We start from the raw sequence: 18,088 nt of genomic DNA on the forward strand, positions 1-18,088 counted from the left end.
CCCGCAACCCGGCCCGCGCAGCGCGCAGTCCAGCGCCCCGAAGCCCCGCAAGGCGCTCCGGCACCTCCTCGTCCAGCCAGGCCGTCTTGCTGTCGCGGTGTACGCGGACGAGGGCGTCGAGACGGCGGAGTCCGGCGGGGTCGACGGCCACGGGCATGGTGTGCGCCATGCCCTCCGTCATCCCCGGCGCGGTCGGCCCCGGGAGCCGGAATCGACCATCTGTGTCGTTGGTCAGTGAAGCTGAGCAGTCGGCATGCTTGTGACGTGGTGTTGTGCAGATTGGTTGAGCGGGTTGGTGCTCGGCTTGGTTCACTGAACCTGCGCAGGGTTTGGGCTCGTCAGTTATCTGACCTGCGGTGCCTGTCGGTCAGGGCGCGATTGCGCGATCGCACGGTGTGGTCCATGCCTGAGAACCCGTTGTTCTATCGAACGTAATCGGTGAGTTTCCGCTGGTGGGAGTGGTGGTCGGTTCGGTGAGGCAGGGATGCCTCTTCCTGTTGGTCAGTGCTCATGCGGGGGGCGGGGAACCACTCGCCCCCGGGCGATCAGGACGTCAGCTTCGTGGTGCCAGCCGAGGGAGGAGTAGAGGTGCTGGCCTTCCTGACTGGCGATGAGAAGACCGGTACGGGCGCCCTGGGCCACGGCGACCTCCGCCAGAGTGCTCATCATGGCGCGACCCAGGCCGCGTCGGCGGTGCGCCGGGTCCGTCTCGATGCGATCGGCGATCGCATCGGCGCCGACCACGGCGATAGCGCCGCGCGCCGCCACCTCTCCGGAGGGGCCATGGAGGGAGACGACCGTGACTGATCCCTCCGTGCGGACCTCGCGCTCGTACGGCGCGGCGGGTGCGTGCGGCGGGTGCTCGGTCAGATCGGTCGTCATGAACCACTCGGACCGCTGGAGCAACTCCAGTCCGGCGGCGCTGACGACGGCTTCGACGGTTCCTGGGCGCAGCGTAGGTACCGTGAGCCAGGTGGGCCGGCTCGCGGCGGCGACGGCCGCCGCCAGCCGTGCCAAGGACCCGGGCTCCTCATCCGCACGCAGCGCGAACACCTCGACCTCGCGGCCGGGTTGGTCGCACTTGGACCGCAGGCCGTCCCCGGCGGGCTCGACCGGCTCGGCCTCGGGCAGGGAGCGAGCCACGGTCCAGCCGTTCAGCCAACGTCGTATCAGCTCTGATTCGATCTTCGCCATCCGGCGATTAGAACATGACCGCAACCGGTGGACGGGCGAACAACCATCCCCCGTCGTCCGCCGCGGCCGGGCGACGCCTCCATCCATTTGCCGGTCAGGCTGAAACCGGGATGGATGGCAGTGGGTAAGAGAAGCCCCGGCGGCCCGTGGCACGTGACTACTCGCCAGCTGATACTTCGGAAGCGAGGGCCGGTGACGTGCCCAGCAAGACACTGGGCGTATAACCGAGGTCCGCCGTTGGCGCCGCCTCAGCGATCCATAGCCCACTCGGGCTGAGGCGCAGAGAAGGACCAAGATCCGCAGACGGGACACCACCGAAGCGCATCGGCGCCCTTGCCCGCTCGCAGCTCCTCGTCCTCGGCCGCCACGACACCACGGGCCTGCTGCGGGCGGTCGGCCGCGCGGCCCCGCTGCGTCCGGATCAGGTCCGCCAGGTCGCCGAGCACGCCGAGCATCTGGCGGCCGCCGACGTCGGCCACCCGTGGACGGGGGTGCGGTTGGGAGACGGCCTCGAGCGGTTTCCTCAGCCCTCACTCGACCGACCGGCTCGGTCCCCACGGGCTGTGCCGTGCGGTCAGCTTGAGCGCGAGCCTCACGGGGCCTTCCGCTCCGGAGCCCTAGCTTGGCTCCATGACGAGAAATCAGGACGTGGGGCGGCGAGCGGCCGTGGTGCTCTGCGTGACAGTGGCGCTCATGGAGCCGGGAAACCTGGCCGACGCATCTGCGGGGACGGCGGCAGCTGGGCTGTCACAGCCGCCCGATGGCTTCGTCTACGTCGCCAACCTCCACTCCGACACGGTGTCGGTCGTAGACACCGGCACCGGCGTGGTCGTGGACAGCGTTCCTGTCGGTGAGGGACCGGACAGCGTGGCCGCCGGCCCGGACGGCTCCCGTCTCTACGTGACCAACTCCTCGGCGGACACCGTATCCGTGATCGACGCCCGCACCAGGAAAGTCATCGACACCGTCGCGGTCGGCGACGAACCGAGCAGAGTGGCGGTCTCCCCGGACAACCGGAACGTCTACGTCGCCAACGTCGCATCGGACGACGTCTCGGTGATCAGCACCCGCACCCGTGCTGTGACGGACACCATCGCGGTGGGCGATGCACCGCTGGGCCTGGCGGTGACACCCGACGGAAGCACCCTCTACGTCGCCAACGCCGCCTCCGGCACCGTCTCGGTGGTCCGGACCACGACGGGCATGGTCACCAGCACGATCCCGGTCGGCAGCGGACCGACCGCCCTGGTGCTCACCCCCGACGGCCGCCACCTGTACGTCTCCAACCTGACCTCGGACGATGTTTCGGTGGTGGACGTCCACGAGGGCACGGAATCGGACCGCATCCCGGTCGGGGACCAGCCCGCGGGAATCGGGGTGGGACAGGACGGCTGTCAGGTTTACGTCGCCAACATCGGCTCCGACAGCGTGTCCGTGATCAGCACCGGCCGCCGTGCCGTCACGGTAACCATCGCTGTGGGAGACGGCCCCAACGGCCTCGCCGTCAGCCCGGACGGCTCCCGGGTCTACGTCAGCAACTTTGACTCAGACAACCTGTCGATCATCGACACCTCGACAGCCCGCGCAACGGACACAGTGATCGTGGGCGACGGGCCGACGGGCCTCGCAGCGACGCACGGAAAGACTGCCTGACCCGAGCGCGAAGCGAGCGGCCATGGCTGATCAGACGAACGCCCAGCGACTGCATTCACCGGCTGGCGCCTCTCGGCGGACGGCCAAATGGGGGAGTTCGGCTGGGTTGCCGGCAGATCGTTTTCTCGAGTCGTATCTGTCACCCCGGAACGGTACGCCGACGCCGAACCCTCCATCGAATTCGTCAGCGGCCTGCGACCAGAGTGCTGCATGGGGTGGTCATCAGAGCCAGACGATGGCCAGAACGGGCAGGTGGCGCAGGGGCTGGTTGATCCAGTAGATGACGGACAGCCGGCCGACGGAGGCGATGCGGACGTCCTCGCCCTCGGGGTCGCCGGTGTCCCATTGGCGGAAGCCCCACGGCCCGGCGGCCGCGGTGCCCAGGACGCCCCGCACGGTCTCTTCGGCATGATCGGGCAGAACCCTTCGAAGGCCGCACTCAGTGCTTGGCGCGCAGCTGTGCGAGCAGGTCGGCTGGGGCGCCGCGTGCGGGCGCGTAGGTGCGGATGGGTGTGTGTTCGGGCTGGGCGCTCAAGGGCTCCTCCACGGCAGCGCCCCCACGGTGGACGAGGAGGGTTTCGGCGTTCATGCGTGCTGATCGGCAGCGCTGAGTAGAGCTACGGCCGCCGCCCCGCATGCGCGGCCACGGCAGGGGGTACTCAAGAGGAGTGGGATGTGAACGGCTGAGCTTCGATGGCTGGATCGCAGCCGCCGGAACGGGGTCCGGCACGCGTGTGGTCGTCGGTCACTGGCCCCAGTCGCCCTTTGGGCCGTTCAGTGACGTGATGCTGGAACGCGCTGACGGCCGGCGTGTGCTGCTGGCACCCACCTCCCGCACTGCGGAGTACGTCGCGGGTATCTATCACTTCGACGAGGTCCGGACGGGCCCGGTGAGCGTGCGCAGGCGCGACGGGGTGTGGGACGTCGCGGCCGGGTCCCTGATCCTGTGCTTCACCGTCGGCCGCCGCGGGATGCTCGGCTACGCACTGCGGACCATCCCCCGGCGGCTCGCTCGACGGCAGCTATGGGCGGCCGTGGCCGACGTCCCTGCCCGCCTGATGGCCGGCGTACGAACCCGAGGGAGCTCGCGCCCCGGGTGCCGCCAGTGGTACGCGGCCGGCGACCTGTGGCCGATCGTCGCAGCCAACGCTTCTTTCGACGGGATCGACCTCGGCCCTCTTTCTCCCGTTGTCCCGCCGGTGCGCTTCGGCTTCGGATCGGCTCCCGCACGGCCGGCCCTGGTACGGGTCTTGTCCACCGTCGAACGCGCAGGTCCGGGGAAGGCCGTCGGGCCGTGAGGGTGGTGGGAGCGCATCCTGTCGCGGAAGGCCGCTTCAGTCATCGTGGAGCCGAGCTCGTGTATGACGACGCCGGTCACGGGCCGCTCGCCGTCTACGCCCACGGCGGATTCGCGAGCCAGGCCACCGAGGAACAGATGGGCCTCTTCGAGTGGGCGCCCGTCCTGGACGCCGGACGGCGCCTGGTCCGCTACGACGCTCGCGCCCACGGCCGGTCCACCGGCGCGCCCGTCGTCACCGACTACACCTACGCCTCCCTCGCCGACGACCTGCTGGCCCTGCTGGATCACCTGCGGGCCACGGAGCCCATCGACGGCATGGGTGCCTCCATGGGTTGCGGCACCGTCCTGCACGCCGCCCTCCGCGCACCCGACCGGTTCTCCCGGCTGGTCCTGCTCATCCCGCCCACGGCGTGGGGGACCCGTAAGGCCTACGCGCGCGCCAACCGGTCGGCAGCCGACACCGTCGAACGAGAGGGGGTGGATGCCTGGCAGGACGCCAAGAACAGCCGGCCCCGCCCAGCGGTCATAGCGGACGTACCCGAGATCCCGCCGACACTTCAGGAGCGGGTCCTGCCCTCCGTACTACGCGGCCTCGCGCTGGCTGATCTGCCGCCGCCGGACCGGATCGCCACGCTGCGCCAACCGGCGCTGATCCTGGCCTGGGCGGATGACCCGGGCCATCCGCAGGCGACGGCGCAAACCCTCGCCCACTGTCTGCCTGACGCGCAGCTGCACGTGGCACGGACGCGCGCCGAAGTCGGGACATGGGGTATACGCATAGCGGAATTCCTGATGAGGTGCAGGAACTCCTGACGGAATGACTTCATAGCGCCCGTTTGGCACGGTCGGCCTGTCCGAACGGGACCTTGACCGAACTGGGGGCCGACCTTGGCGATGATGACCAGCGGCAGTGCGTCCAAGTAGTGGTTCACAGTCGCCTCGCGGTGACCGGAAGCCGCAGGAGTGCCGCTACCTGAGGCGCTTCTGGGGCAGCCGAGCATGCCGTACCGGGAAGTTTTGCTTGAGGAACTGCGCCCGAGCATTTATTGAACTGATCAGCGTCATGATCCCCTATGGCGAGATCGATGCGTGGGGTGCCGCTGCAGAGCAAAGTCCCCGGTAAGGACTGCGGCTTCAGCCTGGACATTGACGGTCCAGGCATGAGCTCATCCCACCCGCACCTGTGAGCATGCGCGCTGCGCGCCCTTACGGCCGCAAGGCAACAACTGTGGCGCTAGCGTGGGCATCGGGACCCGTCTGGCTGAGGAACGCGTCCCCCGCCCCCGCATCGCAACGTACGCTGAGTCCGCGCAGCTCTCACTCCGTGCCGCGCCCGCCGCGAACGAGGGGCCCGATCGTCGTGCAAGGAGAGCCCCACGCCGAGCCACTGGGCGGATACAGCTTCCGGACCGCCGACGTGGACGTCGCACGCGACTGGCTGAAGGCGGCGTACGGGACGAGCCTGCGCATGAAGACGCCCGCCCCGCGCGGCTCCTTCCGCTACACCCGCGCCGAGGCCGGTCCCGTATCGCTCAGCACCATTGCCCTGCCGACGGAGTACGCGTACACGTCCGAGGCCCTCGGCTCCGTGGCCATCACACACGTGGTCGGCGGCCGCATGGCCCGCGAGTGCGCGGACGACGACACCGAAGCCGGACCGGGCGACGTCCTGGCGATCTCACAGCCCCATCTGCCCTACGCCGGCCGGGTTTACTCGGCCGAGCTGCGCGCCGTCACGGTGCCGCTCGCGCACTTGGAGCGGGCTGCGGGCCGCCCGGCCGGGCGGCCCGCCCGGCCGCTGCGCTTCCACCGCTTCACCCCCGTCTCCAGGGCCATGGCCGACCAGTGGAAAAGGACCGTCGACTACGTGGAGCAGAGCGTCCTGGCCCTGCCGGCGAGCGGCGAGCCGCTGGTGGTCGACGCGGCCGGCAGGATGCTTGCCGCGATGCTCCTGGCCGCCTTTCCGACCGATGCCAGCCCCGCCCCCGTGCTTGCCGACACACGGGACGCGACTCCGCAGACCGTCCGCCGGGCCGTCGCCTTCATCGAGTCGCAGCCGGTCGCCGAAATCGGCCTGACGGAGATTGCCGGTGCCGCGGGCGTCACACCGCGGGCCCTGCAGTACGCCTTCCGAGGCCACCTCGGCATGACCCCGATGGCCTACCTGCGCCGCGTACGACTATCCCTGGCCCACGCCGACCTGGTCGCGTCGGACCCCTCGCGGGACACGGTCACGGCCATCGCCCACCGCTGGGGCTTCCACCACCACGGGCGCTTCTCCGCGGCCTACCGCCTCGCGTACGGAGTCCTGCCCCGGCGCACCCTCGCCGGGACCTGAGCGGTCAATTCGGCGCCCCGGCCCCTCCGTCCAGTGACGCGGCCCCCGGCCTGACGGCGAGCAGGCGCTCCCCGTGAGGAGCGACGTCGAGCTCCGCCTCGCGAAGGATCTCGGCCAGGGCCGTCTGCAGCGCCTTGTGTAGACCCGACAGCGATGTGAACCGGGACAGGTCTTCCTCATGGCCGTGCACCTGGACGGTCGGCCGCAGCACCTCACGGGCGACCCAGCCCACCATGACCCCCTCGGGCGTCTGCCACACGCGCAGGCCCTCCCCCTCGCGCGAGGACGTGTCGAAGCCGGCTCGGGCCAGGACGCGCCGGACGTGTTCGCAGTCTGCGCTGTCGCTTCCTTCTCCGGAAGGCTCGGCGGTCGAGGGCTGTGTGGGTGTCATGTGCTTACTCCATCGACCCGGAGCCCGCGGCGGAAGCCGCCGAGCGAACGGATCCGCGGCGGTCATCCGGAAAGCGAAACTGCGCCCCGCGCACCGTGTGAAACCGGATGTGCGCGATGGGGGCCTCGGCGAGCCAGCGGGTGACTGGGGTGGCGAACGCGGGGATGGCGAAGCCTTGCTGATGACCTGGCGGCGGGTGCGGTCCACGGTTATCCAGTAGGTGGCGGCGACGCGAACGGCGTCGACAGGGCCGCAGGCGAAATCCAACCCCATGTCAGGGTTGACGCCGGACCTGCCGTACATGGCGATCTCGTCCACGCTCACGGTCCTGCCGAGGCGTTCGCCCAGCACCGCGGCCACGAACTCCGGCACGCGGCCGCGTGGGATCATTCCGCCCGTTTGAAGGAGCCGACGAGGGTCTCAGGCGCGGGCGCCGCCCCTCCTGATCCATTTCCACTGAGCGGCGCAGGCCACAAAGGGTGCGATGAGCATCACCAGCATCACCAGCATCCACAGGCCGACACTCGCCGGCGAGTAGATGTAGTAACGCCACTGCTCCGGCAGGGGCGAGGGGGCAATGAAGAGCACGCTGAGCCCGGCCCACGTGGCCAGCACTACGACTGCCATGCGTGCTACGACCATCCCTCTCGCTCCCTTCAACCGCCCGCTTGCGGGCAGCCGTTGCTGCGGGGTGCGACCCGCCTCTTGGTCCGGCATCAGCCTACCCATGGAACTGAACATGTTCAATCCGTTGGGTGGGCCTCAGTGCGTACCGCTCGGGCGGCACACGGGAAACGGCTCCGCCCTCTCGGGAGAGGGCGGAGCCGTGGCCGGGGGAGGTGGGCCGTGTCGTTTCAGGCGTGGCTGTGATGGCGCTTGTTTCCGGTGACCAGCCGGTAGACGGCGAGCAGGATGACAGAGCCGACGATGGCGGCGATCCAGGTGGAGAGGTCGAAGAAGCCGTCGATGGAGTCGACACCGAAGATGACCTTGCCGAGCCAGCCGCCGAGCAGGCCGCCCGCGATGCCGATGAGCATGGTGATGATGATGCCGCCGGGGTCCTTGCCCGGCATGATCGCCTTGGCGATGAGGCCCGCGAGCAGCCCGATGAGAATCCAAGCCAGAATGCCCATGATGCGTCTCCTACCTCGATGTATAAAGCTGGTGTCAACGATCGACTTCACCGAGAGGGAGCTTTCAAACGTCCCGAGCTCTTGATCGTTTTCCGACTGCGTGGATGCCGTCGGCGAGCCGGGCCGGGGAGACGGCGAAGCCCCGATGAGCCCGGGCCCGAGGAGGGCAGGGCTGATCGGGGCACGCTGGGTGGGCCGGCTCTGCGAGGGTCGCCGTGATGAGCCGCGTGATGAGTGGCCGTTCCTTTCAGAGGCGGCCGCCGGTGAGCCTGGAGAGCGGCCCGCGCTGTCGCAGGCCGGCCCGACGGCCGAGCGTGTAGGCGGTGGTCACGACGGCGGCGGTGGCGGTGGCCCCTCCGGCCGCGACCGCCTTACGGGCCCTGACCGCGGTCCAGACCCACCCGGCTCGGCCGAGGGTCCCGCGGACGGCCTTCGTGGCGGCCGCGGTCTTCTCCGCCAGCGGTGCCGACAGGGCGCTGAGGGCGCCCTCGGTGCCGCTCGCCGTGGTGGAGGCCGCCTTCGTGCCCTCCCGGGCCGCGCTTGCCGCCCGCTCGCGGGTCTTGGTCCCGTTGGAGGAACTGCGCGACGTGGAACGGGCGTTGTTGGTCTTCTCCGATTCAGTCATGTCTTGCGTCTGACCGCAACCGTGTGCGGCAAACCCCCTTTCACAGGAGCTTTCCCAGGGGACCGAGGTCGATGTTCAGGTCCTCGGGCCGCAGCCCGAAGCGGGATCGGAGGAGGTCCATACGGTCTTCCAGGAGCATCAGGGTCAGGCCGAGGCGTTCCTCTTGCTCCTCCGTGAGACCGCCGCTCTCGACGCGGCGCATGGCTTGGCGCTCCATGAGCTGCCGCAGGAGTTCGATGACGGTCAGGACGAGGCAGGCGAGGTCGCGTTCGACGGAGTCGGGGTCCAGGTCGAGCCTCTGCGGGCGACTCATGGGGCTCCCTGCTTCCAGGGTGGGGGAACGGTGTCGTTCACCGAGCTGATCAGGGCTTTGAGGTCGATGCGTACGAGGTCGATGTCGGCGATCCGCAGGGTGATGTCGCCCGCGAGCACCACCCCGCCCGCCAGGAGGCGGTCGAGGAGGTCGACGAGGGCGACGTCCTGGTCTGCGATCACGAGGGGTCCGTGGGCACGGTGGGCGTGTGGGTGAAGGAGTAGGGCACCCAGGGACCGGTGAGTTCGACCCCGAGGCCGGCCGGCAGGTCGTCCGCGGATGGGACGCCGTCCAGGAATGCCTGCCGGTCGGCCGTGGGAACGAGGTAGGCGGCGTTGAGGACGTTCTGGCCCGGCGCCTTGGAGAGCTGCTGCTGTTGGGGCGGGTGGAGCACGGCGCCTGCCGCCCTGCGGGCGAGCCTCTCGTGGAGGGCATCGGCAGCGCTCTGCGCTTGGCTGGTACGGTCGGCCTGAGCCCGCCGGGCGCTGATGCGGCGGCGCAGGTAGTCCCGGCCCGAGGGAGCGCCGGTGGAGGCCGCCGCGCCGGGCTCGGCATGCGGAGGGGCGGCGGGTGCGGGTCGTGCGTAGAGCTTGACCCCCCACTCCTCCGCGTCCGTGACCCTTTCCAGGGCCTCGCTCAGGGGCGCCCGGGCCTCGGACAGCATCCGCTGGACTCCCTCCCGGCCCCGGCAGAGGGTGGCCAGCCGGAGGGGGACGGTGGTGGTCCGGCTGCCGACGCGGGCGACCACCCGGTGGTGGGCCCGGGCCACGTCGGCGAGCCAGTCCAGATCTTCCAGATGGGCGCGCAGTGGCTGTTCGTCGAAGTCGGCCGCGTCGACGGGCTCGACGACCGCCGTGAGCCCCTCGTGCTCGACGAGTTCGAGGCCTTTGCCCAGAGCGGCCGGGATGTCGAGGTCCAGCGGCGGGGACGGCGGCGTCGCGGTGCGCAACACGGTGTAGACGTAGAACAGTTCGTCGCTCACGGGTGTTCCTCCTGCCGTGCTTCCAGTTCTGCGACGCGTCGGCGGAGTTCCTCGTTCTCGCGTCCCAGTTCGCGGTGGCGGGCCTTGGATGAGAGGGCGGGGTCCTGTTCCCACCAGTCGATCCCCATCTCCTTGGCGCGGTCGACGGATGCGACCACCAAGCGGAGCTTGATGGTGAGCAGTTCGATGTCGAGGAGGTTGATGCGGATGTCGCCGGCGATGACCACGCCTTTGTCCAGGACGCGTTCGAGGATGTCCGCGAGGTTGGCGCTGGAGCTGTCGTCGTAGGGCCGGGGCAGGCCGGAGGGCGTTGTCATGCGGACCGTCGGCTTCCGTGGCGTCCGCGCGGCCGGGCGGCTTCCCGCTCGCGCTCGGGCTCGGGTTCCTCGTCGGGTTCCGCCTGTTCGTGGTCGAGGCCGTCGGCTTCGTACGCGTAGCCCTCGTCCACCTCCTCGTCCACATCCTCCCCCTCGGCCTCGTAGTCCCCCTCGTACTCCCGCTCGTCCGCATCGCCGCGTTCGGCCTCGTCGCCGTAGAGGTCGGTCGTGTCCCCGGCGTCGATCTCATCGGGTTCCTCTGCGCCGTCGTCCTCGTAGAGATCCTCGCTGGAGTCGACGAACTCGCCGTCCCGGATTTCGCCGCCCCGGCCGTCGGACGGGCCGTCCTTGAGGGTGAGGCAGCGGGCGTAGTCCTCCAGGTCCCGGCGGACCCGTCGGCCCTGGGCGTGCCAGAGGGCGGCGGTCTTCTCCACGAGGCCCTGGGGGTGGTATTCGATGACCAGGAGGACGCGGGTGAGGTCGACCGTCAGTTCGTGGAACGTGACCACGCCGCGGGCGGTGCCCTTGTCGCCCTCGGAGGTCCAGACGATTCGCTCGTCGGGGATCTGATCGGTGAGGTGAACCGTCCAGCTGCGGCGGGACCAAAAGACCTTGGCGTTCCGGTTGCCCGTGGTCTCGTCGCGGTAGCGGGTCCACTGGTGGTAGGCCTCATCGACGGGCACGCCCACGTCCACCGATTCCAGGATGGCGGTGGGCCTGCCGCGGCCGGGCTTTCCGCCGCACCTGCCCAGTCGGTCGCGCAGCGCGTGCGCGGCCGTGTCCTTGGCTTGCTTCGCGCCGGATTCGACGACCGCCCGGAGGGGGCCGCGGCCCGTGCCGATCCGTCGGGCGCTTTCGAGGGCCAGTGCCCGGAATCCGGGGCTGCTGCCGTCGGCGATGGCGTTCAGGTGAGCGGTGGAGCGGCCCATGGTTCGCGCGGCGCCCGCCAGGAGCCGTTGGGCCTGCGCCACGAGGTAGCGCTCCAGCTCCTCCTTGGCCCGATCGGCGGCTGGGCTGTCCTTGAGTCGTGCCAGGGCGGTCTCAGGCATCGCCGTCGCCTTCCTGGCCGCGGCGGGAAGACCGCTTGGCAGTGCGTCGGGCGGGGGGTTTGCCGGTGCTCTTGGTGCTCGTCTTCTCCGAACTCTTGGCCCTCGTGGAGCCGGTACGGCGGCTGCCGGCCCGGGGGGCTGCCTGCTTGCGCGTCGGCCGCTCGCCATTGCCGTCGCCGTCACCCTCCTCGTCGCCGGTGCCGACGGTCTCGTCGGCCTCGTCCGCCTGATCGGCCTCACCGGCCCCATCGGGCTGCCGAACCTTGCCATCGCCCTTGCCGGTGAGTCCCGCGAGGCGGTCCTGCACGTCCAGCGTGCGGTCGTGCAGGCGGTCCGCGACCGCCTCCAGCCGGTGGTCGACCAGGGCGCTCACGGCCGCCGATCCAACACCGCGCAGATCGGTGCGCAACTGCTCGCGTATCTCCTTCACCTGCGGGTTGTCCCCCATGCGGCTACCGAGGAAGGACGCGACCGAAGCTGCGTCCGGGGCCAGCTTGCGGCCGAGCACCAGGGTGGTCAGGCCGAAGGCCAGCTTTGCCTTCTTCGTGCGGCCCAGTACGTAGCCGGCGCTCACGGCCAGTCCCATTGCCATGCGGTGGTTCATCGCGGTCGCATCCTGTTTTCCAATCGGGCCAGGAGCTCGTCCTCCCGGCGGTCGAACTCGGACTCGTCCATGTCCCCTGCCTCGAGGGCCTCGACCAGTTGTGCGAGTTCGCGCTGGACGACGGCAGGGTCGTAGTACTGCCGCTCCGCCTCCGCGACGACTTGGCGCAGGACCCAAGCCGTCCCTCGAACCGGCGCGGCCGGCAGCAGCAGTACTTCCTTCAGCAGCCCCATGGCGCTCAGCCCGCGTCGGCGAAGCTGTACGGCGGCAGCGGTCCGGTCGCCTGCAGCTGGAGGTATTCGTGCTGCTCGTGCAGCGTGCGGACGGCGGCGAGGAAGTCCTCGCGCCGGTCGCGGTCGACCAGGAACGAGAGGTTGGCCAGCCAGCCCGCGCTCTCGGGGCCTCGGCGCACCCCCTCGGCGTACGGGGTGAGGGTCTGCTCGAGCAGTTCGGCGTCTTCACGCTCGCGCTCGGAGACGGCGCGGGCGACGAGTTCGCCGAACAGCAGCTTCTCGTCGTGGCCGCCGCCGCCCGCCGCACGCAGGGCCTGGTGCCGGGCGCGGAGCTGGGGGTCGTCGGCGAGCACGGCGAACAGGACCGCGTCCTGCTGGTGGTTGGCCTTGACGTTGAACTCGTCCCTGCCCGCCAACGCCTCCAGGCGTTCCATGTACGCGTCGTGGTGTTCGCTCAGGATCGCCCCCACGGTGTCGTCGTCGGGGGAGACGCCACCGAAGCGCATCGGGAGGACGGGACCGCCCGCCTGAGCCTGGATCACCACACGCTGGTGGGCCAGGAGATCGCGACGCTTCGCCTTCAGCTCCGTGGGGGCGTCGCTGACCAGGGCCATCAGCTGCCCTGCCCGTACGGTGCGGACCGGTAGCGGCGGTTCGCCGATGCCGTCCATGGTGCCCGGCAGCTTCTGCGAGGCGCGGGTGATGCCGTAGACGTAGGTGCTCATTCCTTTTCCTCCCGGCGGGTAGCGGTGCGCCGACGCGGCCGGCTCTCGGCCTTCTCCTCCGAGCTCTCCTCGCGGGCCTGCGTGAAAGCGTCGGAGATGGTCTGGGCGGCGCCGCTGAGGGCGCCCTTGGTCTTGCCACGCGCCCCGGATTCGGTCATCTCGCCCACGAGATCGGGCAGACCGGGGCTCTTGCGCGGGCCGGCTTCCAGGTCGAGGCGGTTGCACGCCTCCGCGAATCGCAAGTAGGTGTCCACGCTGGCCACGACGACCCGGATGTCGATCTTGAGGATCTCGATGCCTACCAGCGAGACCCGTACGAACGCGTCGATGACCAGACCGCGGTCCAGGATGAGTTCCAGTACGTCGTACAGGCCGCTGGAGCCACCGCCGGAAGCGGTGGGTGCGGGCTGGGCAGGAACGACAGTCATTGTTCCGTTTCCCTTTCTCTTGGGGGCAGGGACGGAGAAGCCGCCTTCAGCGGCGGTCTGCACGGCCCCGTTCATAGCGGCGGGTGCGCCGGTAGCCGATGAGTTCGCCGTCGCCGTCGACCTCGACCTCGTACGACGCCAGCAGCGTCATCGTGTCCGGGACGCGGGGCAGTTCGACGATCTCGACCGCGAGCTTCCAGGTGCCGTCGTCGGCGCGCTCGCACGAGCTCACCGCCTCGGCCGGCAGGCCGAGCAGCTGGGACAGCTGCTGCATCGCCGAAAGGATCACCTCGGCCGGGCGCGGCGGCTTCCCTTCGCCCGCCTTCTTCTGTGTGTCGTTGTCAGATGTGTTCGCCATGATTGCCTCCTGCCTCGTATGACCGGCTGCCTCGGCCTAAAACGGTCTGAGGCCCATGGGCAATCGATTTGTCACTGTTGGTCAGTTCTCTCGGGGGTGTTGGGGAGGGAGATCAGTACGCCGTGACCACGAGGAAGGGCGTGACCGCGAGGAGCTGACGGACTCCGGGACGCCCTGCGGGCATGTCGGTGGTGCCGAGCTGCAGTTCGCAGGTTTCGTGCAGCGTCGGCGGCATCCGCCCGAAACTCGGAGGGGGAGCCGGCGGCGAAACCGGCCGCGACCAGCTGCCCCGGGTTTGTGGTGCCGGGCACCTTCTTGCGCGTCAAGGACGCTACCGGGGTGTCCTCCGGCGCCTTGGATCCGGTCACCGGGCAACCTGGCAACGTCGGCGGCCGCCCGGGGCCGTGCCCGCGATGACGTTCCTCACCCGCTGCCCGCCCGGACGTCGTCCGGGGATGCGGGCCGGGTGCCGGCTGCGGTACGCCCCGGGGGGCATGCCCTCCCGCTGGGCGAAGGCGCGGACCAGGGAAGTCGCGCCGCTCAAGCCGACGAGGGGGGCGATCCCGGTCCAGAGGCAGGCCCGTGGTCTCCAGCAGACGCCTGGCCCGGCTGGCGCGGGCGGTGTCGAGGCGCGCACGCCACGACGTGGCCTCCGCGTGCAGGGCCAGGGGCGCCCAGTCGTCGCCGGCGATCCAGCGGGCGGCCCGCACCATGCTGCTGACGATCGCCTCCACCTGCTGGGGGTGCATGGCCGTCGGGTCGACAGCCGGCCGGTAGCAGATTCGGCTGTGGCCGTTCTGGGACTGATCTGGCTCGTGCCGGCCATCCCGGCAATCGTCCGCCCCAACCAGCCCGGAGAGCCGTGCTTGGTTCGGTCATCAACCCATCTGAGGTGTGTCCGCGCCAGCGGACCCTGGCCACCTGTAACGCGGCCCAAGCCCGGCGACGTGATTGGGGATCAGGATTCGGTCGCGCGACCGCTCAAGAAGCACGGCGACGTAGGTCGCCATGCGTTCGGATGCCTCGACCTCGCTGTCGATGTAGCGATCGCGCAGGTTGTTGAAGACCCGGCCGGCGGTCTCGTCATCCGCCGGCCGATCGCCTTCCCATACAGCCAGGTCGTAACTCGCCGGAGGCTCTCACATCGCACTGACACCCATCTGAGCTGGTCACCAGCACGGGCTTCAGCCACAGGAAACGACGTGTTGGCCCGCTGACTGGGCGAGCCTGCCGGCACCGGCTCAGTCCGGGGCGGTCAGATGGATCGAGGCGAGTTTGGCCGGGTCCACGACGATGTGGATGCCGGTGATCCGCCCTTCGCTGACGGTGAAGGCGATGACGGAGAGAGGTGTTCCGTCGGGGCTCCAGGACATGTGGCCGGGGATTCCGTTGAGCAGCACGGGTCGTTGGCGGGCGACCTCGCCGGAGAACATGCGGGCGCCGGCGGCGACTTTGGTGGCGCCGAGGGTGACGACCACGCCGTCGGCGGTGTCGACGGTCAGCTTCACGTTCGGGTCGAGGACACGCAGGAGCGCTTCGAAGTCGCCGCTGAGGGCGGCGGCGCCGAATGCCTGGACGACCTCTCGGTGCTCGCGGCCGGGGCCCGTGGTGCCGTCCGGGGCTTGGACCTTGCGGCGGGCACGGCTGGCGACCATCTTGGTGGCGGCGGCGGATTTGCCCAGGATCTGGCCGATTTCCCGGAAGGGGACCGCAAACATGTCGTGCAGGACGAACGCCAGGCGTTCGCTCGGGGTGAGCGAGTCGAGCACGACGAGCAGGGCCAGGCCGACCGAATCGGCCAGCGCAACCAGCTCGTCGGGCGCGGGGGCGTCGGCGGGGGTCACCACGAGGTTCGCGAACTCTTGCTCGTAGGCGGTTTCGGGGTGGGCTCGGCGGGATCGCAGGAGGTCCAGGCTGATTCGGCCGACGACGGTGGTCAGCCAGCCGGCCAGGTTGTCGATGGTCGCCGCGTCCTGGCGGGCGAGGCGCATCCAGGCTTCCTGGACCGCGTCCTCGGCGTCGGCGTGTGAGCCCAGCACGCGGTACGCGACGGCGCGCAGCCGATCGCGCTGGGCTTCGAACGCCTCGGCCACGAGGCCGGACGGCTGGGCGGTCACGGCTTGCGCTGCTGACGGAGCGAGATCCGGTTGCCATCCGGGTCCACCGCCTCGACGCGGACCCCGAACGGATAGTCCACGGGTTCGGACTCTTCGAAGGTGACGCCGCGCCGGCGCATGACCTCGAAATCCTTTCGCAAGTCCTTGGATTCAAGGATCAGCGGACCGGGCACGCCCGCGCCGCCCGGCTGTCCCGCGGCCGCCGCATGCGACCACAGGATGATCTGCACCGGGGCGTCGGGAACGCCGACGGTGAGGAAACGTCCGTCGGGTCCTGGGAAGTCGAGCCGCTTCTCCAGACCGAGTCCCTCGGTGTAGAACTCCAGCGCGCGGTCCTGATCGGTGACGTAGATCGTCACGTACATGATGTTGGTCAGCATCCTGTTCTCGATTCACTCGTGGGGCGATGACCGTTCGTATCCGGTCGTCACACCCATGACGCATGCCGACGGGCGAAGGTAACAGGACGGTCCGCTGCAGCGGATACCGGGCGCATGGGGTGTGGCTCGGCCACATGCGTACAGCTCGGGACGCCGAGGGAGATCACGCAAGGATGGGGAGAACAACTGAGCAGGTTTGGTCCCAACAAGAGTGCCCCCTGCAGAGATTCGAGACTGTGGCCCACATTTCGTGATGGTCACCGTGCCGTCCGGCGCAGGGGTGGCGGCCGCGTAGGGTCAGCATGGCTGACAGGTTCGACGTGGCTGAGGCACTGGCTGGTGGATGCCCCGTGCGGGCGGATGCATGGGCATTCGTCCAAGGCTTTGCTGCTGCCTTGTCCACCCCGTTGTCGCCGGCTGATGGGTTCGTATCGGCTGATATGTGCAGCGGGCTGAGGCTCGTCTCGGGATCCGCCTCCCAGTGGCTCTCAGGGAGGCTACGCGTTTTCGGTCGACGGCGTGACCTGGTTGCCCAGCAGGATCCGTTGTTGGAACCGGACGAGTTGCTGTCTGACCCTTCCGGCGAACTGCGGGTGTTCCGCAGCGAGAACCAGGGCTGCGCCGGGTGGGATGTGGCTTTGGCCGACCCTTCTTCTGAGGACCCGCCGGTCGCTCTGCTCGCTGATCGCCTGCCGGATTCCAGCCGACTCCACTTCCTCGACCGCCTATCGCTGGCCTGTGTGGAGACCGTCCTGAGCGAAGCCGCCATGGCCAGGTGGACCGAGAGACGTACCTGTCAGACAACGCCCGAGGTGGTTGCCTGTCTGGAAGAGAAGTTCGCTCCGGTTGCCTTGCCTCGGCGGATCCGGAGTTGCTGGCGCGGACGCTGGGCGAGCGACTCCCCGGCGCTCTTCCGGGTGACCCGGGCGGGTTGGGAGGACGACGGGGACGACCACGAGGCAGCGGCTATGCGCCAGGCCAAGGCGGTCGGCTGCGGGCTGTTCAGGCTGGACGACTTGTACATAGCCGCCGCGCCGGGTCAAGGTGCTGCCGACCGGACACGTCGCGGGCGTCTGGGCCCGAATGGACGCGGCCCGTGGCGTGCACAAGGCGCCCGCCGACGAAGAACTGCGTGGCCGTGGCCGGGCTGACTCGGGACCTCACCGATGGCGAGTGGGCGGAGCTTGACGGTGAGGGCGTCAATTGCCTGCGCTCGTTCCCCGACCGCGGGCTGTTGGTATGGGGGGGCACGGACCCTCGCCGCCGCCGATGAATCGGGCGCTGAAAACTCCTACCTGAACGTCCGCCGCTGGCGATCTTCATCGAGCAGTCCATTCGTCGGTCCACGGCTTGGGTGGCGTTCGAGCTCAACAATGACCGGCTCCAGGAATCCGTGGCAGTCATGGTTGCCAACTTCCTGATGAGCTTGTGGCGCAAGGGGCGCGCTGGCGGGCGCGAGCCCTGAACAGGCGTTCTGCGTGATCTGCGGCGAGACCGACAACCCGCCCGACGAACTCTTGCAGGGCAAGCTGACCTGCGAGATCGGTGCGGCGCTCATCCGGCCGTCGGAATTCGTCACCGTCCGCGTCACCCGGGACGTCAGCCAGAACTGACCGCACGACGGCGGCCGGCCCCCACAGGCGGAAAGACGGAGCCGTTCTTGTCCGCCTGGTCTGAACCTCGGCCAGGGCCCGTAGGGGACATGGTTGATCACGCCGTGCCCCCCACGGCAGGAGGTGAGCAGCAGGCTCGGGATGGGCTGGCCTTGTTTACGAGAAGCAAGATCGTGTGTCGGTGCCTTCGACAGCTGCGCCCGGTCAGCCGGTCGCAGAATGTCGCTGGGGCAGCGGCTGTCGGCAGACCGCCTGGGCGTCGGTCACAGCCGTCGCCGGGATAGGGCTGCGCGGGCCGTCTCGCCTCCGGTGGCGCGGTGGGATGTGGCGGCGTC

The 18,088-nt window shown here is 69.6% G+C and carries 26 protein-coding genes; 6 read left to right on the forward strand and 20 right to left on the reverse strand.

What is annotated here, in order from left to right; translation table 11 throughout:
- Window positions 1–501: 501 nt before the first annotated feature.
- On the reverse strand, window positions 502–1,194 hold the full coding sequence (locus tag ACFV9H_RS14270) for a GNAT family N-acetyltransferase (protein ID WP_385397495.1): 693 nt from the start codon (window positions 1,192–1,194) through the stop codon (window positions 502–504).
- Window positions 1,195–1,824: 630 nt separating this feature from the next.
- Here ACFV9H_RS14270 and ACFV9H_RS14275 point away from each other — a divergent pair.
- Window positions 1,825–2,847: a beta-propeller fold lactonase family protein gene (locus ACFV9H_RS14275; RefSeq protein ID WP_385397496.1), complete on the forward strand. Its 1,023-nt coding sequence runs from the start codon at window positions 1,825–1,827 to the stop codon at window positions 2,845–2,847.
- 222 nt (window positions 2,848–3,069) lie between these two features.
- On the opposite strand, the gene ACFV9H_RS14280 is transcribed toward ACFV9H_RS14275, so the two are convergent.
- Window positions 3,070–3,243 carry a hypothetical protein gene (locus ACFV9H_RS14280; RefSeq protein WP_385397498.1) on the reverse strand — a complete coding sequence of 58 codons (174 nt, stop codon included), beginning with the start codon at window positions 3,241–3,243 and terminating at the stop codon, window positions 3,070–3,072.
- 43 nt (window positions 3,244–3,286) lie between these two features.
- On the reverse strand, window positions 3,287–3,436 hold the full coding sequence (locus ACFV9H_RS14285; protein ID WP_385397500.1) for a hypothetical protein: 150 nt from the start codon (window positions 3,434–3,436) through the stop codon (window positions 3,287–3,289).
- 196 nt (window positions 3,437–3,632) lie between these two features.
- Between ACFV9H_RS14285 and ACFV9H_RS14290 the strand changes: the two genes are divergently transcribed.
- From ACFV9H_RS14290 to ACFV9H_RS14300, 3 genes are all read left to right on the forward strand, one after another.
- Window positions 3,633–4,145: a hypothetical protein gene (locus ACFV9H_RS14290; RefSeq protein ID WP_385397502.1), complete on the forward strand. Its 513-nt coding sequence runs from the start codon at window positions 3,633–3,635 to the stop codon at window positions 4,143–4,145.
- A 59-nt stretch (window positions 4,146–4,204) separates the two neighbouring features.
- Window positions 4,205–4,960, forward strand: coding sequence for an alpha/beta fold hydrolase (locus tag ACFV9H_RS14295; RefSeq protein WP_385397504.1), 756 nt, complete (start codon window positions 4,205–4,207; stop codon window positions 4,958–4,960).
- A 547-nt stretch (window positions 4,961–5,507) separates the two neighbouring features.
- Entirely contained in the window at window positions 5,508–6,485 is a 978-nt protein-coding gene (locus tag ACFV9H_RS14300; protein WP_385397506.1) for an AraC family transcriptional regulator, read from the forward strand.
- A gap of 4 nt (window positions 6,486–6,489) precedes the next feature.
- On the opposite strand, the gene ACFV9H_RS14305 is transcribed toward ACFV9H_RS14300, so the two are convergent.
- The 15 genes from ACFV9H_RS14305 to ACFV9H_RS14375 all read right to left on the reverse strand — a co-directional run bounded on the left by ACFV9H_RS14305 (window position 6,490) and on the right by ACFV9H_RS14375 (window position 13,878).
- A complete protein-coding gene (locus tag ACFV9H_RS14305) occupies window positions 6,490–6,876 on the reverse strand; it encodes a hypothetical protein (RefSeq protein ID WP_385397508.1) in 387 nt (128 codons plus the stop codon).
- 420 nt (window positions 6,877–7,296) lie between these two features.
- A complete protein-coding gene (locus tag ACFV9H_RS14310; RefSeq protein WP_385397510.1) occupies window positions 7,297–7,503 on the reverse strand; it encodes a hypothetical protein in 207 nt (68 codons plus the stop codon).
- A 227-nt stretch (window positions 7,504–7,730) separates the two neighbouring features.
- Window positions 7,731–8,009 (reverse strand): GlsB/YeaQ/YmgE family stress response membrane protein, encoded by a 279-nt coding sequence (locus ACFV9H_RS14315; RefSeq protein ID WP_385397512.1) that lies wholly within the window; start codon window positions 8,007–8,009, stop codon window positions 7,731–7,733.
- Window positions 8,010–8,256: 247 nt separating this feature from the next.
- On the reverse strand, window positions 8,257–8,634 hold the full coding sequence (locus tag ACFV9H_RS14320; RefSeq protein WP_385397514.1) for a hypothetical protein: 378 nt from the start codon (window positions 8,632–8,634) through the stop codon (window positions 8,257–8,259).
- A 40-nt stretch (window positions 8,635–8,674) separates the two neighbouring features.
- Entirely contained in the window at window positions 8,675–8,947 is a 273-nt protein-coding gene (locus ACFV9H_RS14325; protein WP_385397516.1) for a gas vesicle protein K, read from the reverse strand.
- The gene (locus ACFV9H_RS14330; protein ID WP_385397518.1) at window positions 8,944–9,129 is read right to left on the reverse strand and encodes a gas vesicle protein; all 186 of its coding nucleotides are present in this window, start codon (window positions 9,127–9,129) and stop codon (window positions 8,944–8,946) included. The genes ACFV9H_RS14325 and ACFV9H_RS14330 overlap by 4 nt, the downstream gene beginning before the upstream one ends.
- Entirely contained in the window at window positions 9,126–9,929 is an 804-nt protein-coding gene (locus ACFV9H_RS14335; RefSeq protein WP_385397519.1) for a GvpL/GvpF family gas vesicle protein, read from the reverse strand. Before ACFV9H_RS14335 ends, ACFV9H_RS14330 begins: the two co-directional genes overlap by 4 nt.
- Window positions 9,926–10,246 carry a gas vesicle protein gene (locus ACFV9H_RS14340; RefSeq protein ID WP_385397521.1) on the reverse strand — a complete coding sequence of 107 codons (321 nt, stop codon included), beginning with the start codon at window positions 10,244–10,246 and terminating at the stop codon, window positions 9,926–9,928. Before ACFV9H_RS14340 ends, ACFV9H_RS14335 begins: the two co-directional genes overlap by 4 nt.
- The gene (locus tag ACFV9H_RS14345) at window positions 10,243–11,295 is read right to left on the reverse strand and encodes an SRPBCC family protein (protein WP_385397523.1); all 1,053 of its coding nucleotides are present in this window, start codon (window positions 11,293–11,295) and stop codon (window positions 10,243–10,245) included. Before ACFV9H_RS14345 ends, ACFV9H_RS14340 begins: the two co-directional genes overlap by 4 nt.
- Window positions 11,288–11,887 (reverse strand): DNA primase, encoded by a 600-nt coding sequence (locus tag ACFV9H_RS14350; RefSeq protein ID WP_385397525.1) that lies wholly within the window; start codon window positions 11,885–11,887, stop codon window positions 11,288–11,290. Before ACFV9H_RS14350 ends, ACFV9H_RS14345 begins: the two co-directional genes overlap by 8 nt.
- An 8-nt stretch (window positions 11,888–11,895) precedes the next feature.
- Window positions 11,896–12,132: a gas vesicle protein GvpG gene (locus ACFV9H_RS14355; protein WP_385397527.1), complete on the reverse strand. Its 237-nt coding sequence runs from the start codon at window positions 12,130–12,132 to the stop codon at window positions 11,896–11,898.
- 5 nt (window positions 12,133–12,137) lie between these two features.
- On the reverse strand, window positions 12,138–12,857 hold the full coding sequence (locus ACFV9H_RS14360; protein WP_385397529.1) for a GvpL/GvpF family gas vesicle protein: 720 nt from the start codon (window positions 12,855–12,857) through the stop codon (window positions 12,138–12,140).
- On the reverse strand, window positions 12,854–13,285 hold the full coding sequence (locus tag ACFV9H_RS14365) for a gas vesicle structural protein GvpA (protein ID WP_385397530.1): 432 nt from the start codon (window positions 13,283–13,285) through the stop codon (window positions 12,854–12,856). The genes ACFV9H_RS14360 and ACFV9H_RS14365 overlap by 4 nt, the downstream gene beginning before the upstream one ends.
- Window positions 13,286–13,331: 46 nt before the next feature.
- Window positions 13,332–13,643 carry a gas vesicle protein GvpO gene (gene gvpO, locus ACFV9H_RS14370; protein WP_385397532.1) on the reverse strand — a complete coding sequence of 104 codons (312 nt, stop codon included), beginning with the start codon at window positions 13,641–13,643 and terminating at the stop codon, window positions 13,332–13,334.
- Window positions 13,644–13,755: 112 nt separating this feature from the next.
- Window positions 13,756–13,878 carry a hypothetical protein gene (locus ACFV9H_RS14375; RefSeq protein WP_385397534.1) on the reverse strand — a complete coding sequence of 41 codons (123 nt, stop codon included), beginning with the start codon at window positions 13,876–13,878 and terminating at the stop codon, window positions 13,756–13,758.
- Window positions 13,879–14,225: 347 nt separating this feature from the next.
- Between ACFV9H_RS14375 and ACFV9H_RS14380 the strand changes: the two genes are divergently transcribed.
- Window positions 14,226–14,420, forward strand: a complete 195-nt coding sequence (locus tag ACFV9H_RS14380; protein WP_385397536.1) for a hypothetical protein — start codon at window positions 14,226–14,228, stop codon at window positions 14,418–14,420.
- Between the two features lie 464 nt (window positions 14,421–14,884).
- Here the strand turns inward: ACFV9H_RS14380 and ACFV9H_RS14385 are convergent, their stop codons facing one another.
- Together ACFV9H_RS14385 and ACFV9H_RS14390 are read right to left on the reverse strand one after the other, a co-directional pair.
- Window positions 14,885–15,760, reverse strand: a complete 876-nt coding sequence (locus tag ACFV9H_RS14385) for a sigma-70 family RNA polymerase sigma factor (protein ID WP_385397538.1) — start codon at window positions 15,758–15,760, stop codon at window positions 14,885–14,887.
- On the reverse strand, window positions 15,757–16,140 hold the full coding sequence (locus ACFV9H_RS14390) for a VOC family protein (RefSeq protein ID WP_385397539.1): 384 nt from the start codon (window positions 16,138–16,140) through the stop codon (window positions 15,757–15,759). Before ACFV9H_RS14390 ends, ACFV9H_RS14385 begins: the two co-directional genes overlap by 4 nt.
- 1,478 nt (window positions 16,141–17,618) lie before the next feature.
- Between ACFV9H_RS14390 and ACFV9H_RS14395 the strand changes: the two genes are divergently transcribed.
- On the forward strand, window positions 17,619–17,753 hold the full coding sequence (locus ACFV9H_RS14395; protein ID WP_385397541.1) for a hypothetical protein: 135 nt from the start codon (window positions 17,619–17,621) through the stop codon (window positions 17,751–17,753).
- Window positions 17,754–18,088: the final 335 nt, after the last annotated feature.

Origin of the sequence: Streptomyces sp. NPDC059874 (assembly GCF_042731135.1) — a bacterium.
In the GTDB taxonomy this organism is placed as follows: Bacteria; Actinomycetota; Actinomycetes; order Streptomycetales; family Streptomycetaceae; genus Streptomyces.

Bases quoted from the DNA above. Each gene is read 5' to 3' on its own strand.
- ACFV9H_RS14270 (WP_385397495.1), bottom strand. From the start codon at position 1,194: ATGGCGAAGATCGAATCAGAGCTGATACGACGTTGGCTGAACGGCTGG.
- ACFV9H_RS14275 (WP_385397496.1), top strand. From the start codon at position 1,825: ATGACGAGAAATCAGGACGTGGGGCGGCGAGCGGCCGTGGTGCTCTGC.
- ACFV9H_RS14285 (WP_385397500.1), bottom strand. From the start codon at position 3,436: ATGAACGCCGAAACCCTCCTCGTCCACCGTGGGGGCGCTGCCGTGGAG.
- ACFV9H_RS14290 (WP_385397502.1), top strand. From the start codon at position 3,633: ATGCTGGAACGCGCTGACGGCCGGCGTGTGCTGCTGGCACCCACCTCC.
- ACFV9H_RS14305 (WP_385397508.1), bottom strand. From the start codon at position 6,876: ATGACACCCACACAGCCCTCGACCGCCGAGCCTTCCGGAGAAGGAAGC.
- ACFV9H_RS14310 (WP_385397510.1), bottom strand. From the start codon at position 7,503: ATGGCAGTCGTAGTGCTGGCCACGTGGGCCGGGCTCAGCGTGCTCTTC.
- ACFV9H_RS14315 (WP_385397512.1), bottom strand. From the start codon at position 8,009: ATGGGCATTCTGGCTTGGATTCTCATCGGGCTGCTCGCGGGCCTCATC.
- ACFV9H_RS14320 (WP_385397514.1), bottom strand. From the start codon at position 8,634: ATGACTGAATCGGAGAAGACCAACAACGCCCGTTCCACGTCGCGCAGT.
- ACFV9H_RS14325 (WP_385397516.1), bottom strand. From the start codon at position 8,947: ATGAGTCGCCCGCAGAGGCTCGACCTGGACCCCGACTCCGTCGAACGC.
- ACFV9H_RS14340 (WP_385397521.1), bottom strand. From the start codon at position 10,246: ATGACAACGCCCTCCGGCCTGCCCCGGCCCTACGACGACAGCTCCAGC.
- ACFV9H_RS14345 (WP_385397523.1), bottom strand. From the start codon at position 11,295: ATGCCTGAGACCGCCCTGGCACGACTCAAGGACAGCCCAGCCGCCGAT.
- ACFV9H_RS14350 (WP_385397525.1), bottom strand. From the start codon at position 11,887: ATGGCAATGGGACTGGCCGTGAGCGCCGGCTACGTACTGGGCCGCACG.
- ACFV9H_RS14355 (WP_385397527.1), bottom strand. From the start codon at position 12,132: ATGGGGCTGCTGAAGGAAGTACTGCTGCTGCCGGCCGCGCCGGTTCGA.
- ACFV9H_RS14360 (WP_385397529.1), bottom strand. From the start codon at position 12,857: ATGAGCACCTACGTCTACGGCATCACCCGCGCCTCGCAGAAGCTGCCG.
- ACFV9H_RS14365 (WP_385397530.1), bottom strand. From the start codon at position 13,285: ATGACTGTCGTTCCTGCCCAGCCCGCACCCACCGCTTCCGGCGGTGGC.
- gvpO (WP_385397532.1), bottom strand. From the start codon at position 13,643: ATGGCGAACACATCTGACAACGACACACAGAAGAAGGCGGGCGAAGGG.
- ACFV9H_RS14375 (WP_385397534.1), bottom strand. From the start codon at position 13,878: ATGCCGCCGACGCTGCACGAAACCTGCGAACTGCAGCTCGGCACCACC.
- ACFV9H_RS14390 (WP_385397539.1), bottom strand. From the start codon at position 16,140: ATGCTGACCAACATCATGTACGTGACGATCTACGTCACCGATCAGGAC.